The sequence below is a fragment of the Mesorhizobium sp. P2_E9 genome (genome assembly GCF_056403815.1).
The window spans coordinates 1-14,382 of the sequence record NZ_JBFUET010000024.1 but is presented as its reverse complement, the minus strand read 5'-3'; the positions used below and the strand labels follow the sequence as shown (position 1 = coordinate 14,382).

Sequence of the window (14,382 nt, the reverse complement as noted above, 5' to 3'; positions counted from 1 at the left end):
CCTGTCCAAAAGGCAAAGAAAAAGCCGACCTTGCGGTCGGCTTGGAAGTAGGACGGGCCGAGGGGTTTGGGGGGACTTGGGGGGGTGGCCCGTCGCACCAATAATGCCTGACCCCGATGATGGTTCCATGACTGTGTCACTTTTTTAAGAAATATTTGACGCCGCCTGCTGCGAGCGGGCCGCCAGCCAGTCGCGGCCGGCATGGGCGAATACCGCGCAGAGCACGATGGCGCCGCCGGTGAGGCTTGCTTGTGGCGCAATCTCACCCAGAAACAGGAAGGCAAACAGGATCGCGAACGGCACTTCGGCCGAGCCGAGCAGCCCGGATTCGGCGGCCGGGATGAGCCGTGCGCCTTCCGTCCACAGGATCGACGACAGCGCGAAGGACGCGCCAAAGGTGACGAGCAGAGCGGCATCCCTTGGCGAAACCGCCAGCGGATCGGTAACGAACCAGCCGAGCACGAACAACAGGAAGGCCGATACCGCGCCAGCCCAGACCACGGGTGTGTCGCGAAAGGCCCGCACCATGATCATGTAGAGAGCGCTGCCGATGGTCATCAGCAACGCCAGTCCGTCGCCGAACAAATTGCCGGTGCCAAAGCTGGACCAGACCATGATCGCCACGCCGCAGAGCGACACGGCTGCCGCGACCATCGTCTGCAAGCGGAATGGTTCACGCGTCAGAACCCAGGCCAGCAGCGCGGTGACGAACGGTGCGGTGGCGTAGATAACGGTGACGTTGGCAACGAAAGTGAATTTGAACGCCGAGATGAAGGCGATGCTGGCCAGTGCCCCTTCCGCCGCCAGCAGCCAGCCGCGCCACCCCAATCGCAGGCTCCCGCGCCCGCCGGAGCCGCGTCGCCGCCACAATACATAGAGGCTGATCAGGATCGAACCGACAAAACCGCGCCAGCAGATGATGGTCAGCGGATCGGCATGGATCGATTTTGTCAGCACGCCGGTCAAGGCAAACACGGCCGCGGAGCATGACACGAGAATGATGCCAAGCGTGCGCTCGGCGACGGTGTCGGTGGTGGCTGTCACATCAGTCATGCCGCCAGCCTACGCCGCTCCGTCCTGACATCGTAGGGTCAGCAGTCATGCACATCACAGCCGCTTGCGGAAATGCTCGCCGCCGACGATCAGCAACCCGGTGGCGATGATCAGGGCGGCACCGAGGAACACTTCGCGGCGCGGCACGTCGCCCCAGATCGCAAAGCCGAGCGCGAACGCCCACAACAGCGAACTGTATTCAAGAGGGGCGAGGATCGATGCCGGCGTGCGCTTCATGCCTTCGAAGAGGAGATATTGCGCCAGACCGCCAAGCGCGCCGACGCTGGCAAGCAGCAGCAACTGGGTCAGGTCGGGCGTATGCCACCACAACAGGGCCGGCACCGCCGAAAACACCAGGAAATAGAAATTGTTGAGGAGAAGCTGGATCATCGAGCGCTCGGCAAGCGCTGTCTTGCGTAGGAGCACGATGGCGATGGCCCACAAAAGCGCGGCGGCCAGCACCAGCAGCACCGGTACGGACAGGCCGAGATGGGTGGGATCACAAGCGACGAAGACGCCGACAAAGCCGATCAGCACCGCCAGCCAGCGCAGCATCGGCACCTTTTCGCCGAGCAGGAACACCGAAAGCACGGTGACGATGATCGGGGCTGCGTAATAGACGGTGGTCAGTTCGGCGAGTTGCAGGCTGCGGGCGGCGTTGTAGTAGCAGAGCCAGGCAGCGAGCGTGAAAGCGCTGCGCACCAGCATTGGCCGCACGATCGGCGAGCGCACCGTGTCGGCAAACAGCGCCCGCCCGCCGATTGCCGCGCAGGCGCCGAGAATGGTGATGCTGCGGAAGAACATGATCTGCCAGACGGTCATGCCGGTAACCAGCAGCTTGATCGAAGCGTCCTGCGTCGAAAACAGCAGATAGGCGGCACCGGTCAGCAGGATGCCAGCGAGAACCCTTTCGCGTGTTTCGAGAATGGCGACATCGGCCATAGGCGCGGACCAAAGTTGCAGAAAGCGGCAGAGATGCTGCGAGGCGGCGCAAGGGGCTTGGAAGGTCAGGCGCTCACCAAAGCTATACGGTCGAAAGTTGGCACAGCGCTACGCCAGCTCTGGGCTTGCGTTGGGGCAGGACATGGCGGTCTTGCTTCCAGGACACGATCGGCACTTATATCTGCCAAAGCCACGCTGCGCGCTGGCCCTAGATCCGAAAGAGGCAACGGAAATGGACGCAACCGAACTGAAAGCCATGCAGGCGCCGCTGAAGCAGGCTTACCGCGACGACGCCGCGCAGGCGCTGATCACGCTGAAGGCGCGGGGCTCGATCGACGACCAGTCGGTGGCTTGCAAGGTGGAGACGGGCAGGGCGATCGCCATCGCCGGTCTGCATCCGGCAACCGGCGGCTCAGGGCTCGAACTCTGCTCCGGCGACATGCTGCTTGAGGCACTGGTCGCCTGCGCCGGGGTGACGCTGAAGGCAGTGGCGACGGCGCTCGAGTTCAAGCTCGGCGCAGCCACGGTGGAAGCCGAAGGCGATCTCGATTTTCGTGGCACGCTCGGTGTCGCCAAGGATGCGCCGGTCGGTTTTCGCGCCATCCGGCTCAATTTCAGCCTCGACACGGATGAGCCGCAGGAGCGCATCGATTCGCTGCCGAAGCTGACCGAGCGCTATTGCGTGGTGTTCCAGACCATCAACCAGAAGCCGGAATTGACGGTGAGCGCCGGGCGCTAAAGCAATTCCAGGAAAAGTGTGAACGGTTTTCCGTCCGGAATAGCGTCATAACAGCTCTAAAATCACAAGGCCCGCAGCCAGCGGCCGCGGGCCTTGTTGTATCCGATGATTACTGCGCCGCCGGCTCTTCGGCATCGCCTTCGTCGGTGAAGGGCGAGGCGCTCGGAACGCACTGCACCGACCAGCCGGTGGGTGTCGGCTGCTTCTGATATTCGGTGATGGCGGCGGTGCACTGTTCGCGCTTGTCGAAGGTGCTGGGCAGCACCACCATGCCGCCCTGCGGGCCGGCGATTACCAGATACCAAACCAACGCTGCGGTCGTAGCCATGGGGATGTCCTTGTTCTGCCCAGCTCGGGCGCTCGTTGTTGTGGGAGTCGATGCGATCCTACCAACTCCATGGAAATGACGAAAGCATGACCGCCACGCAGCCTTTTACCCTGTGATCACAGCCGCGTGATCATCCAACGATGTGCGTGTTAGATGAAGCTATTCCGGCTGCCTGTAGGCGACGAAGCGATTGTGCTTGGCCTGGAAGATAAGCCCGGTCTCTTTCAGCTCGGGGCTGGCCAGCGGCACGATGCGCTTGGCGATCTCCGAGGGGTGCGGCAGCGTCTCCGGATCCTCGCCGGGCACGGCCTGGGCTCGCATGGCGGTGCGGGTGGCGCCGGGGTCGGCGGCATTGACGCGCAGCGGCAGGCTTTGCGTCTCATGCGCCCAGGAGCGCATCATGGTTTCGACCGCAGCCTTCGATGCCGCGTAAGGCGCCCAGAAGGCGCGCGCTGAGTGTGCCGCGTTGGACGACAGGATGATGGCCCGGCCGGCATCCGAAAGCCGCAGCAGCGGGTCGACCGAGCGGATCAGTCGCCAGGTCGAGATGACGTTGATGGTCATCACCTTCTCGAAGGTTTTTGCCTCGACATGGCCGATCGGCGAGATGACGCCGAGCACGCCGGCATTGGCGACGAGAATGTCAAGCTTGCCCCAGCGCTCGTGGATGGCGCCGCCCAGCCGGTCGATGCCGGCCATGTCGGCGAGATCGAGCGGCACCAGCGTCGCCTGGCCGCCGGCCGCCTTGATCTGGTCGTCGAGTTCTTCCAATCCACCGACGGTGCGCGCAACCGCGATGACATGCGCCCCGGCGGCCGCCAATTCCTTGGCGATGAAATAGCCGATGCCGCGCGAGGCGCCGGTGACGACCGCAACGCGGCCGGTAAGGTCGAGGGTCATGCGAGAATTTCCGTAAGGTGGTCTAGCTCACGCCCCATTGTTCGCCAGCAGCGACAGCGTGCGCACATTGTCGTGGCCTTCGAAGTCGAGCAGGCGGGTCGGGTACTGGCCGGTGAAGCAGGCGTCGCAGAATTGCGGCTGTTCGTCATTGCGGCTGGCCTCGCCGACGGCGCGGTAGAGCCCGTTGATCGACAGGAAGCCGAGTGAATCGACACGGATGAACTCGGCCATCTCTTCCACCGACATGCGTGACGCCAGCAGCTTCGACTTCTCCGGCGTGTCGACGCCATAGAAGCAGGAGGCGCTGGTCGGCGGCGAGGCGATGCGCATGTGCACTTCCTTGGCGCCGGCATCGCGCACCATCTGCACGATTTTCTGGCTGGTGGTGCCGCGCACGATCGAATCGTCGACCAGAACCACGCGCTTGCCCTCGATCATGCGGCGGTTGGCGTTGTGCTTCAGCTTGACGCCCATGTGGCGGATCGAATCGCCGGGCTGGATGAAGGTGCGGCCGACATAATGGTTGCGGATGATGCCGAGCTCAAAGGGAATGCCTGCCGCCTGGCTGAAGCCGATCGCCGCCGGCGTGCCGGAATCCGGCACCGGCACGACGATGTCGGCCTCTACCGGGTTTTCCTGCGCCAGCTCGGCACCGATGCGCTTGCGCACCTCGTAGACGTTGCGTCCCTCGACCGACGAATCCGGCCGGGCGAAATAGACATACTCGAAGATGCAGAAGCGGGTCTTCTGCGGCTCGAACGGGAACAGGCTTTCAATGCCCTTAGAGGTGACGACGACCATCTCGCCGGGCTTCAGGTCGCGCACGAAACGCGCGCCGATGATGTCGAGCGCGCAGGTTTCGGAGGCGAGGATCCAGGCGCCGTCGAGATCGCCCAGCACCAGCGGGCGGATACCCAGCGGATCGCGGCAGCCGATCATCTTCTTGGCCGTCATCGCCACCAGCGAGAAGGCGCCTTCGACCTGCCGCACCGCGTCGATGAAGCGCGAGTTGAGGTCGCGCTCCTTGCTGGTAGCAACTAGGTGCAGGAGCGTCTCGGTGTCGGAGGTGGAGGAGAAGATCGCGCCTTGCTTCTGCAGCGCGCGCTGCACGGTCATGGCGTTGGTCAGATTGCCATTGTGGGCGACGGCAAAGCCGCCATCGGCCAATTCGGCGAAAAAGGGCTGGATGTTGCGCATGCCGGCGCCGCCGGTCGTGGCGTAGCGCGTATGGCCGATGGCGCGGTTGCCTTGCAGGCTGTCGATGACGCGCTGCTTGGTGAAGGTGTCGCCGATCAGGCCGACATGGCGTTCGACATGGAACTGGGTGCCGTCATAGGAAACGATGCCGGCCGCTTCCTGGCCGCGATGCTGCAGGGCGTGCAGGCCGAGTGTGACGATGGCCGCTGCGTCCTGTCGGCCGAAAATGCCGAACACACCGCATTCGTCATGGAAATGGTCGTCGGCCTCGGCGGAAAGCACGTCGTCTGCGTCTGCCATCTTAAGCTCCGCTAAAATCGCCATATAAGGCGGTCACGCGCCGAAAGCAACGCACGCCGTGCAATCGTTCACACCATCGTCAGTTTTGGCGCGTCAGTTCGCCGGTGCTGCCGGTGCTGGCTTGGCCGTGTTATCCGCGGGCGCAGCGTCATTGTCGTCTGGAGCCGGTGCGTTGGCATCGTCGCCGCCGGCTGGCGCATCCGCCGCCGGTGCGTCAGGTGCCGCGGGCGTCTCGGCAGCCGGCTGATTCGGATTGAGCTTCTTCAGGATGGCGTTTTCCGGATCCTCGGGCAGCAGGCTTTCGAGCTTGGCGCCGATCTGTTCCAGCAGTGGCCGCGACTTGGCGTCCGTCACCCAAGCGGGAGCCTTGGCGCCGGCCAGCCAGTTGAAGAACAGCAGGGCGACAGCGACAACCAGGATGCCGCGCGCAGCGCCGTAGAGGAAACCGAGCGTGCGGTCGAGCGCGCCGATCCGCGAATCGATGATCCAGTCGGCAAGCTTCATGGTGATGACCGAAACGACGATCAGCGCGATGACGAAGACGACGCCGGCGGAGGCCGCCATGGCGATCTTCTCATTGTCGATATAGGGCTTCAGATAGGGCAGGACCGGCTTGTAGAAGAAGAAAGCCGCCGCCGCTGCCGCCGCCCACGAGACGACCGACAGGACCTCGCGCGAAAAGCCGCGAACCATGGCGAGCATCGCCGAGACCAGGGTGAAGCCGACCAGGATTCCGTCAAGCAGTGTAATCGGCATGTTTTTCGCCCCACTCCGATCTGTTTTTCACGGCTCGACGAGCCGCGTCACTCTTCATCGTCGACGCGACTGCGCCGTGAGCCGGCTATGCGCGCCACGAGGTCGGCAAGCTCGGTGGGCTGGAAAGCGCCGGCCCCGATCCCTCCAGCAAGTTCCTCGCTGCCCAAGGGCAGAACCGCGCTATCAAAACCCAGCTTTTCGGCTTCCTTGAGGCGCTGCTGCGCATGCGCAACCGGCCTCACCGCGCCCGAAAGGCTGATTTCGCCGAAATAGACGCAATCGGCGGGAAGGGCAAGACCGGTCAGCGAGGAAACCAGCGCGGCGGCGACCGCGAGATCGGCCGCCGGCTCGCTGATGCGGTAGCCGCCGGCTACGTTGAGATAGACGTCATGGCTGCCGAAGCGCACGCCGCAATGGGCTTCGAGAACCGCCAGGATCATCGACAGCCGGGCGCCGTCCCAGCCGACCACCGCTCGGCGCGGCGTGCCGAGCGAGGACGGCGCGACCAGCGCCTGGATCTCGACCAGAACCGGCCTCGTGCCTTCCATGCCGGCGAAAACCGCCGCGCCCGGCGATTTCGCATGCCGCTCGCCCAGGAACAGCTCTGAGGGATTGGCGACCTCGCGCAAGCCCTTGTCCGACATTTCGAAGACGCCGATCTCGTCGGTCGGCCCAAAACGGTTCTTCACCGTGCGCAGGATGCGGTAGTGATGGCCGCCTTCGCCCTCGAAGTAGAGCACGGCATCGACCATGTGCTCGACGACACGTGGACCGGCGATCTGGCCTTCCTTGGTGACATGGCCGACCAGCACGATCGCCGCACCCGTGGATTTCGCATAGCGGATCATCGCCTGGGCGGCGGCGCGCACCTGGGTGACGGTGCCCGGGGCCGAATCGGCGAGATCGGTCCACAGCGTCTGGATGGAATCGAGAATGACCAGATCCGGCCGCTTGCCGTCGGCGATGGTGGCAAGGATGTCCTCGACATTGGTCTCGGCTGCCAGTTCCACCGGCGTGTCGGCGACGCCGAGCCGCTGCGCGCGCAGCCTGATCTGGGCGACGGCCTCTTCGCCCGAGACATAGACGATGCGGTGGCCTCGCGACGCAAGCGCCGCTGCGGCCTGGGTGAGCAGCGTCGACTTGCCGATGCCGGGATCGCCGCCGACCAGCAGCGCCGAACCGCGCACGAAACCGCCGCCAGTGGCGCGGTCGAGCTCGCCGATGCCCGAGATGATGCGCGGCGCATCCTCGATATCGCCGGAAAGCGTGGTCAGTACGACCGCACGGCCCTTGCGGGCGTTGCGCGTATTGGCCGGGCCGGAACCGATACCGCCGGACGTGCCTTCCTCGACCAGCGTGTTCCATTCGCCGCAGGCGTCGCATTTGCCGGCCCAGCGCTGATGCACCGACCCGCAATTCTGGCAGATGAACTGGACGCGGGATTTGGCCACGCTGTTACCTTCTTGTCCGCTGGCGGGCGCCACAGGGCGCCTTTTGTCCGCGTTTCTGTTGCCACCTCGGACGGGAGCCTATTCGTCAAACCGCTCCGCGATATGGTGCTCTTCGGCCAGATCGGAGAAGCGGGTGAATTCGCCGTGGAAGGCGAGCGTCACCGAGCCCGTGGGGCCGTGGCGCTGTTTGGCGACGATGACCTCGGCCTTGCCGCGCATCTCGTTCATCTCGTTTTCCCACTTGACGTATTCTTCGGTGCCAAGCTTCGGCTCGCGGTTCTTGAGGTAATACTCCTCACGATAGACGAACATGACGACGTCGGCGTCCTGCTCGATCGAACCGGATTCACGCAAGTCGGAGAGCTGCGGGCGTTTGTCCTCGCGGCTTTCGACCTGACGCGACAGCTGCGACAGCGCGATGATCGGCACGGCCAGCTCCTTGGCCAGCGCCTTCAGGCCGGTGGTGATCTCGGTGATTTCCTGCACGCGGTTCTGCGAAGACTTGGCGGATGAACCCTGCATCAGCTGGATATAGTCGATGACGATCAGGTCGAGGCCGCGCTGGCGCTTCAGGCGACGCGCACGGGCCGAAAGCTGGGCAATGGAAATACCACCGGTCTGGTCGATGAACAGCGGGATCTTCTGCATGGTCTGCGAACAGGCGACCAGCTTTTCGAAGTCCATTTCGGTGATTTCGCCACGACGAATCTTGGACGACGAGATTTCCGTCTGTTCAGAAATGATACGGGTGGCGAGCTGCTCCGACGACATTTCGAGCGAGAAGAAGCCGACGACGCCGCCATTTGCGGCCTTGAACGAGCCATCGGCCTGCTGCGCCGGCTCATACATCTCTGCAATGTTAAAGGCGATGTTGGTGGCCAGCGATGTCTTGCCCATGCCTGGACGGCCGGCGATGATGATCAGATCGGACGACTGCAGGCCGCCCATGCGGCGGTCGAGATCGCGCATGCCGGTGGCGAGGCCCGACAGATGGCCGTCGCGCATATAGGCGGCATTGGCCATGTCGACCGCGGTCTTGACCGCGTCGGTGAAGCTCTCGAAGCCGCCATCGTAGCGTCCGGTTTCGGCCAGTTCGAACAGGCGGCGCTCGGCGTCCTCGATCTGCTCGGAAGGCGACATGTCGACCGGCGCGTCATAGGCGATGTTGACCATGTCCTCGCCGACGGTGATCAGCGCGCGGCGCGTCGCCAGGTCATAGATGGCGCGGCCATAGTCGGTGGCGTTGACGACGGTGACGGCTTCCACCGCCAGCCGCACGATATATTGCGCCACCGTCATGTCACCGACCTTCTCGTCGGCCGGCAGGAAGGTCTTCAGTGTGATTGGCGTCGCCACCTTGCCCATGCGGATGAGCTCGGCCGCGATTTCGAAGATCTTGCGATGCAGGGGTTCGTGGAAATGGCCTGGCTTCAGGAAGTCGGAGACACGGTAGAAGGCATCGTTGTTGACAAGGATCGCGCCGAGCAGCGCCTGCTCGGCCTCGATATTATTCGGGGCCTCACGATAAAGCGGTTGCTGCTCCGCCACGCCGAATTTTCGCGCTGCCTCTGCCATGATATCCCCGATTTCGATCCCGGCCTTTCGATATCAGAACGAGACGAAACCGTGCTGACCTTTCTGCATCACCGCACGACCAAACAGCCTTGATGCCCGTTGTTCACAGGGACGCCCGAGCCGTCCACAGGACAGTGTTCCTGTGTCCCGATTCCGGTTGACTCGGCAAGCGTGATTCTTAACCGCGGCGTCGGAACGAAGCAAGAACAATCAGCTCACGCGCTGCCTGGTTCCAGCCTGTCGCCCCAGTCCAGCCGCCGGGCCAGCTTGAAGTCCACGCCGTCACGCTTGGTGAAGAGTTGCTCCGTGGCCGTGCCGTCCTCCCGGCAAAGTTTCAGCAAAACCTTGCCGGAGCCGGATTTTGGTGGCGCGATCACCCGTGCGGCATGGGAAGCAGCCGGCTGGCGCGAAGCGGCGACAAAAATGAATTTCTCGTCTTCCCAAGGCACTTCGGCATCCTTGGCCAGCCGGTGCAGGCGCGAGCGGGCGACGCGTCGGGAAAAGTGGCACCAGTCGGGTGGATTGAGCGGGCACGGCGCCTCATGCGGACAAGGCGCCAGCAGATGCGCGCCGGCCGCGATCAACTGCGCGCGCACCGCCAGAATCCGCTGCCAGCCCGCCGGCGTGCCCGGCTCGATGATCAGCAATGTGTCTGTCGTCAACTGCCACAACCGGCCAACCATCTTGGGTAGGGATGCCGGCGCGATCTCGTCCAGCACAAAGGCGCATGTGACGAGGTCCGCCGGCTGAAGGTTAGCAAGGTCTGTTGTGACGTCGCCGGCCTGCCAGACGGTTCGGGCTGTGATGGCATCGGTGGCAAGCGTCTCGCCGACCTTGCGCACCGCCGCACTCGCTTCCAGCAAAACGGCCTGTTCGAGATCAGGCCAGAGATCGCTGGTGGCCCAAAGCACCGTACCAGGACCGGCGCCGACATCGAGCAGGGTTTTCGGCATGAAATCCGGCCGGGCCGCGTTCAGCGTGTCGAGGCTGGCGCGGACCGCGGCATAGGTCGCCGGCAGCCGCGTCGCCAGATAGGCTCTGACAGCCATGTCCTGTGCCATGTGCAGGCGGCCGTCGCGCAGTTCGGCGCGGTAGCGGTCGGAGAGTGTCTTCGCTGCTTGCTTCAGCTCCGGCAGCGGTACTTTTTCCAGGATACGATCGACAGCTTGTCGAAGAGAGGCCGGCAGTTCCACGCTAGGCTCCTCGCGGTGCGAGCAGGATGATCGAGGCGCCGGCTATGCAGAGCGCAGCACCGCCAAGATCCCAACGGTCGGGGCGTACGCCCTCCACCAGCCACAGCCAGGCCAGCGAGGCGACGATGTAGATGCCGCCATAGGCTGCATAGGCGCGGCCGGCGGCATTGGTTTCGACGAGGGCCAGAAGCCAGGCGAACAGAACGAGCGACACGAACCCCGGTGCCAGCCACAGCGGCGATCTTTCCAGCCGCCACCAGGCCCATACCGAAAAACAGCCGGCGATCTCGGCCAGGGCCGCGGCGGCATAGAGGAGATAGGTCATGAAAAAGGCCTCGCGACGATCACGAGGCCCTTTTCGGGGCAGGGGCCGGGAATGGCAAGCGCCAATGGCGAAAGGCGTTTCTACTCCGCCACCTTGCGGCGCCGGGCGGGCTTGGCGGGCTTCTCTATGGGAGCCGCTTCGCGGCGGCCCATGTCGCGCAATTCCAGCGCCTTTTCGCATTTGACCATATAGTCGCGGGTCATCGGCAGCGTATCGTTCTTCTTGGCGATCTGGAACTGGAAGATGACCAGATCCTGCCACCGGAAGGCGGCTTCCGAAGCGGCGAGATAGAATTCCCACATGCGGCAGAAGCGTTCGTCGTAGATCGCCTTGGCCTTGTCGCGGTTGGTGGCGAAGCGCTGGCTCCAGTGCTTCAGCGTGTCGGCATAGTGGAGCCGCAGGATCTCGACGTCCGTGACCACCAGGCCGGACTTCTCGATCGCCGGCAACACTTCCGACATGGCCGGTATGTAGCCGCCCGGGAAAATATACTTGCGGATAAAGGCGCTGGTCGCCCACGGCACGCCGGAGCGGCCGATCGTGTGCAGGAGCATCACGCCATCGGGCTTCAGCAATGTTGCCGCCTTGTCGAAGAAGGTCCGGAAGTGGTTCACGCCGACATGTTCGAACATGCCGACCGAAACGATGCGGTCGAAGCGTTCGTTGAGTTCGCGATAATCCTTCAGCTCGAAATGGACGTGGTTTTCCAGGCCTTGCGCATGCGCCCGGTCGGTGGCGACACCGTGCTGTTCGGTCGACAGCGTCACGCCTTGCACGTCGACATCGAACGCCTTGGCGAGATAGAGGCCAAGCCCGCCCCAGCCGGAGCCGATGTCGAGCACGGTCTGGCCGGGCTTCAGCCTGAGCTTGGCGGCGATGTGGCGTTTCTTGGCAGCCTGCGCCTCGTCGAGCGTCATGTCCGGCTGTTCGAAATAGGCGCAGGAATACTGCATGTCTTCATCGAGGAAGAGCCGGTAGAGGTCGCCCGACAGATCGTAGTGGCGCTGCACGTTGCGGCGCGAGCGCGAGGCGGTGTTGATCTGCTGGAGGCGGCGGAAGGCATGGCGCAGGCCTTCGATGGCTTTCGACCAGGTCGCGTCGATGCCGCCGCTGCCCATGTTCTGGAAGGCAATACGCATCAGTCCGAGCACGCCGCCTTCGAGAATGTCGAGTTCGCCGTCCATGTAGGATTCAGGCACCGCCAGCATCGGATCGAAGGTGATGGCGCGTTCGGCGTGTCGGGTCTTGATGTGCATGTGCACCGGCTCGCCGCTGCCGTCGCCGAAGATGAACGTCGAGCCTTTTGGCCCGGTTACCTTGAGATTGCCCGTGCGCACCAGGCGGTCGAGAACGCGCTTCAGCAGAATGTTCATAACCAAATGTCCCCTCACGGTCAGACTGGCTGCCTTAATTCTGCAACAATATATAGGGGTTCGAAAAGTTCCATTTGGTACAAAAATGCCCGGGCGAGAGGCCCGGGCATTGGTCCAGAAAGGCTGGATGACGACAAAGTGATCGAAGCCTTGCTCCAACCCTCGCGGCGTCAGATCAGGCGTTGTCTTCTTCGCCGCCTTCGAACTCGGTGTTCGGGTCGAAGAAGTTCTCCGGCCGCGCATTGTCGTTGATGTCGTCGCCATAGATGGCTTCGGCGGTGGTCAGCGTCTCGCCCTTGGCCTGGCGCTCGGCTTCATCGGCCGTACGCGCGATGTTGAGGCTGATGGTGACCTCGACTTCCGGATGCAGCGCGATCGCCACGTTGGTGACACCGATGGTCTTGATCGGCTGGTTGAGCAGGATCTGGTTGCGGTTGACCGTGAAGCCTTCGGCTGTCAGCAGGTCGGCGATGTCGCGGGTCGACACCGAACCGTAGAGCTGACCGGTTTCGCCGGCCGAACGCACGGCGATGAAGCTCTTGCCGTCGAGCTTTTCAGAGACCTGGGTGGCTTCCGACTTGCGCTCGAGGTTGCGGGCTTCGAGCTGGGCACGCTGGCCCTCGAACTTCTTCTTGTTGGCTTCGTTGGCGCGCAGCGCCTTGCCCTGCGGCAACAGGAAGTTGCGGGCAAAGCCGTCCTTGACCTTGACGGTATCGCCCATCTGGCCGAGGCGGGAAACGCGTTCGAGAAGAATCACTTGCATGGTCTTGTTCCTTCGTCTGGGCACTGATCGCGGGATCGGCGCCGAATGGAATGGAACAGGTCAGGAAGCTCGGGCGCCTTGGCGCCAGTGTCGCTGTCCTGCCTGTCGCGGCAGTTAGAGGCTTTTCACCTCAACTCGGGATTTTGATCGAGACCCATGCGGCGCCCGTCGCCGTGGGAGAAGGAAGCAGGCGGCGAACCGCCTGCTTTGGAAGTCTTAGCGGACCACGTAGGGCAGCAGGCCGAGGAAGCGGGCGCGCTTGATCGCCTTGGCGAGCTCACGCTGCTTCTTCTGGCTGACGGCGGTGATGCGCGACGGCACGATCTTGCCGCGCTCGGAAATGTAGCGCTGCAGCAGACGCACGTCCTTGTAGTCGATCTTGGGCGCGTTGGCGCCGGAGAACGGGCAGGTCTTGCGGCGACGATGGAACGGGCGCCGGGTCGGGATCTGGTTGATGTCGACCATTATTCTGCACCCCCTTCAAAGCCTTCGCGCGGACGGCGCGGACCACGATCAGCACCGGCGTCGCCGCCGAAGCTGCGCGGCGGACGATCGCCACGGTCGCCGCGATCACGGTCGCCGAACGAACGCGGGCCGCGATCGCCACGGTCGCGGTCGCCGAAGCTGCCGCGCTCGGAGCGCTCTTCGCGCTTCTGCATCATGGCCGAAGGACCTTCCTCATGCGCCTCGACCTTGATGGTCAGGAAACGCAGGACGTCCTCGGACAGACCCATCTGGCGCTCCATCTCGTTGAGCGCTGCCGGCGGGCAGTTGAGGTCCATGAGCGTGTAGTATGCCTTCCGGTTCTTGTTGACCCGGTAGGTGAGGGACTTCAGTCCCCAGTTCTCGACCCGGCCGACGGACCCGCCATTCGCGGAGATGACGCCCTTGTACTGTTCGACAAGCGCATCGACCTGCTGCTGCGAGAGGTCCTGCCGGGCAAGAAACACATGTTCGTAAAGAGCCATTATGTCTTCGTGCCTTTCTTCGTTTCTCTCCCGGTTCCCGGCGGCTAAAGCCTCTGCAACTTCTCTGACCCGCAAACCCTTGAAGGGTACGGGGAAGAAAGGAGCATTTCGAGACGGTCGAGAGCGGAGACACGGGAGGCGGAAACACTTCTGGCTTCACACGAAGGTTTTTGAAAAACCTACGGCCCTCCGTTCAGCCCCCAGCAAGGACCGGCAGATTGCGGGCGTCTATACAGCAATCCGCTGATAAGGCAAGGGCAAGGGGCGTGCCCGACAGGGCAATCGGGTGAGTTAACGCGTGACAAGGAGGTTGAGAGCTGAATCTGTCGAGATCATTTGATTCTGAGGGGGAATATCTGGATGGACGATGTGGCTTGCAACGCCGGTGCGTTCGCGGAAACGGTTGTTTTTCTGGGTCATTTCAAGGATCTGCCTGATGGTCGGCAGAGTGCGAAGGTAAGGTATCCGCTGGATGAGGTGCTGCTGCTGTGTCTTATGGCGGTGATCGCCGGGGCGGAA

16 protein-coding genes are annotated in these 14,382 nt (G+C 63.4%); 2 read left to right on the top strand and 14 right to left on the bottom strand.

The genetic code is table 11. The features are described 5' to 3' along the window. Positions 1-144: 144 nt before the first annotated feature. Both AC1D05_RS32170 and AC1D05_RS32165 read right to left on the bottom strand, forming a co-directional pair. Positions 145-1,053, bottom strand: coding sequence for a DMT family transporter (locus AC1D05_RS32170; protein WP_477446525.1), 909 nt, complete (start codon positions 1,051-1,053; stop codon positions 145-147). 54 nt (positions 1,054-1,107) lie between these two features. Then, positions 1,108-1,995, bottom strand: a complete 888-nt coding sequence (locus AC1D05_RS32165; protein ID WP_477446523.1) for a DMT family transporter — start codon at positions 1,993-1,995, stop codon at positions 1,108-1,110. 232 nt (positions 1,996-2,227) lie between these two features. On the opposite strand from AC1D05_RS32165, the gene AC1D05_RS32160 reads away from it, so the two are divergent. Next, positions 2,228-2,734 carry an OsmC family protein gene (locus AC1D05_RS32160; RefSeq protein ID WP_477446521.1) on the top strand — a complete coding sequence of 169 codons (507 nt, stop codon included), beginning with the start codon at positions 2,228-2,230 and terminating at the stop codon, positions 2,732-2,734. A 109-nt stretch (positions 2,735-2,843) separates the two neighbouring features. Here the strand turns inward: AC1D05_RS32160 and AC1D05_RS32155 are convergent, their stop codons facing one another. From AC1D05_RS32155 to rpsF, 12 genes are all read right to left on the bottom strand, one after another. Then, positions 2,844-3,062, bottom strand: a complete 219-nt coding sequence (locus AC1D05_RS32155; protein WP_027045347.1) for a hypothetical protein — start codon at positions 3,060-3,062, stop codon at positions 2,844-2,846. Positions 3,063-3,221: 159 nt separating this feature from the next. Next, positions 3,222-3,962 carry an SDR family NAD(P)-dependent oxidoreductase gene (locus tag AC1D05_RS32150; RefSeq protein ID WP_477446519.1) on the bottom strand — a complete coding sequence of 247 codons (741 nt, stop codon included), beginning with the start codon at positions 3,960-3,962 and terminating at the stop codon, positions 3,222-3,224. A 27-nt stretch (positions 3,963-3,989) separates the two neighbouring features. Continuing rightward, positions 3,990-5,459, bottom strand: a complete 1,470-nt coding sequence (gene purF, locus AC1D05_RS32145; RefSeq protein ID WP_477446517.1) for an amidophosphoribosyltransferase — start codon at positions 5,457-5,459, stop codon at positions 3,990-3,992. A 93-nt stretch (positions 5,460-5,552) separates the two neighbouring features. Next, a complete protein-coding gene (locus AC1D05_RS32140; protein WP_477446515.1) occupies positions 5,553-6,215 on the bottom strand; it encodes a CvpA family protein in 663 nt (220 codons plus the stop codon). Positions 6,216-6,262: 47 nt separating this feature from the next. Then, positions 6,263-7,666: a DNA repair protein RadA gene (gene radA / locus AC1D05_RS32135; RefSeq protein ID WP_477446513.1), complete on the bottom strand. Its 1,404-nt coding sequence runs from the start codon at positions 7,664-7,666 to the stop codon at positions 6,263-6,265. A 78-nt stretch (positions 7,667-7,744) separates the two neighbouring features. Further along, positions 7,745-9,241 (bottom strand): replicative DNA helicase, encoded by a 1,497-nt coding sequence (locus AC1D05_RS32130; protein WP_477446511.1) that lies wholly within the window; start codon positions 9,239-9,241, stop codon positions 7,745-7,747. A 215-nt stretch (positions 9,242-9,456) separates the two neighbouring features. Beyond that, on the bottom strand, positions 9,457-10,434 hold the full coding sequence (locus tag AC1D05_RS32125) for a small ribosomal subunit Rsm22 family protein (RefSeq protein WP_477446509.1): 978 nt from the start codon (positions 10,432-10,434) through the stop codon (positions 9,457-9,459). Between the two features lies 1 nt (position 10,435). Beyond that, entirely contained in the window at positions 10,436-10,759 is a 324-nt protein-coding gene (locus AC1D05_RS32120) for a YnfA family protein (protein WP_477446507.1), read from the bottom strand. 80 nt (positions 10,760-10,839) lie between these two features. Further along, complete coding sequence (locus tag AC1D05_RS32115) at positions 10,840-12,132, bottom strand: class I SAM-dependent methyltransferase (RefSeq protein ID WP_477446505.1); 1,293 nt, start codon at positions 12,130-12,132, stop codon at positions 10,840-10,842. Positions 12,133-12,307: 175 nt separating this feature from the next. Beyond that, positions 12,308-12,895 carry a 50S ribosomal protein L9 gene (gene rplI, locus AC1D05_RS32110; protein ID WP_477446503.1) on the bottom strand — a complete coding sequence of 196 codons (588 nt, stop codon included), beginning with the start codon at positions 12,893-12,895 and terminating at the stop codon, positions 12,308-12,310. Between the two features lie 216 nt (positions 12,896-13,111). Continuing rightward, positions 13,112-13,360: a 30S ribosomal protein S18 gene (gene rpsR, locus AC1D05_RS32105; protein ID WP_006203718.1), complete on the bottom strand. Its 249-nt coding sequence runs from the start codon at positions 13,358-13,360 to the stop codon at positions 13,112-13,114. Next, a complete protein-coding gene (rpsF, locus tag AC1D05_RS32100) occupies positions 13,360-13,863 on the bottom strand; it encodes a 30S ribosomal protein S6 (RefSeq protein ID WP_027045356.1) in 504 nt (167 codons plus the stop codon). Before rpsF ends, rpsR begins: the two co-directional genes overlap by 1 nt. Before the next feature lie 360 nt (positions 13,864-14,223). On the opposite strand from rpsF, the gene AC1D05_RS32095 reads away from it, so the two are divergent. Next, a partial coding sequence (locus tag AC1D05_RS32095; RefSeq protein WP_477444718.1) for a transposase family protein occupies positions 14,224-14,382 on the top strand: 159 nt, incomplete at its 3' end.

Excerpts from the sequence above, each read along its gene's own strand:
- AC1D05_RS32170 (WP_477446525.1), bottom strand. The coding sequence starts at position 1,053 with ATGACTGATGTGACAGCCACCACCGACACCGTCGCCGAGCGCACGCTT.
- AC1D05_RS32165 (WP_477446523.1), bottom strand. The coding sequence starts at position 1,995 with ATGGCCGATGTCGCCATTCTCGAAACACGCGAAAGGGTTCTCGCTGGC.
- AC1D05_RS32160 (WP_477446521.1), top strand. The coding sequence starts at position 2,228 with ATGGACGCAACCGAACTGAAAGCCATGCAGGCGCCGCTGAAGCAGGCT.
- AC1D05_RS32155 (WP_027045347.1), bottom strand. The coding sequence starts at position 3,062 with ATGGCTACGACCGCAGCGTTGGTTTGGTATCTGGTAATCGCCGGCCCG.
- AC1D05_RS32150 (WP_477446519.1), bottom strand. The coding sequence starts at position 3,962 with ATGACCCTCGACCTTACCGGCCGCGTTGCGGTCGTCACCGGCGCCTCG.
- purF (WP_477446517.1), bottom strand. The coding sequence starts at position 5,459 with ATGGCAGACGCAGACGACGTGCTTTCCGCCGAGGCCGACGACCATTTC.
- AC1D05_RS32140 (WP_477446515.1), bottom strand. The coding sequence starts at position 6,215 with ATGCCGATTACACTGCTTGACGGAATCCTGGTCGGCTTCACCCTGGTC.
- AC1D05_RS32130 (WP_477446511.1), bottom strand. The coding sequence starts at position 9,241 with ATGGCAGAGGCAGCGCGAAAATTCGGCGTGGCGGAGCAGCAACCGCTT.
- AC1D05_RS32120 (WP_477446507.1), bottom strand. The coding sequence starts at position 10,759 with ATGACCTATCTCCTCTATGCCGCCGCGGCCCTGGCCGAGATCGCCGGC.
- AC1D05_RS32115 (WP_477446505.1), bottom strand. The coding sequence starts at position 12,132 with ATGAACATTCTGCTGAAGCGCGTTCTCGACCGCCTGGTGCGCACGGGC.
- rplI (WP_477446503.1), bottom strand. The coding sequence starts at position 12,895 with ATGCAAGTGATTCTTCTCGAACGCGTTTCCCGCCTCGGCCAGATGGGC.
- rpsR (WP_006203718.1), bottom strand. The coding sequence starts at position 13,360 with ATGGTCGACATCAACCAGATCCCGACCCGGCGCCCGTTCCATCGTCGC.
- rpsF (WP_027045356.1), bottom strand. The coding sequence starts at position 13,863 with ATGGCTCTTTACGAACATGTGTTTCTTGCCCGGCAGGACCTCTCGCAG.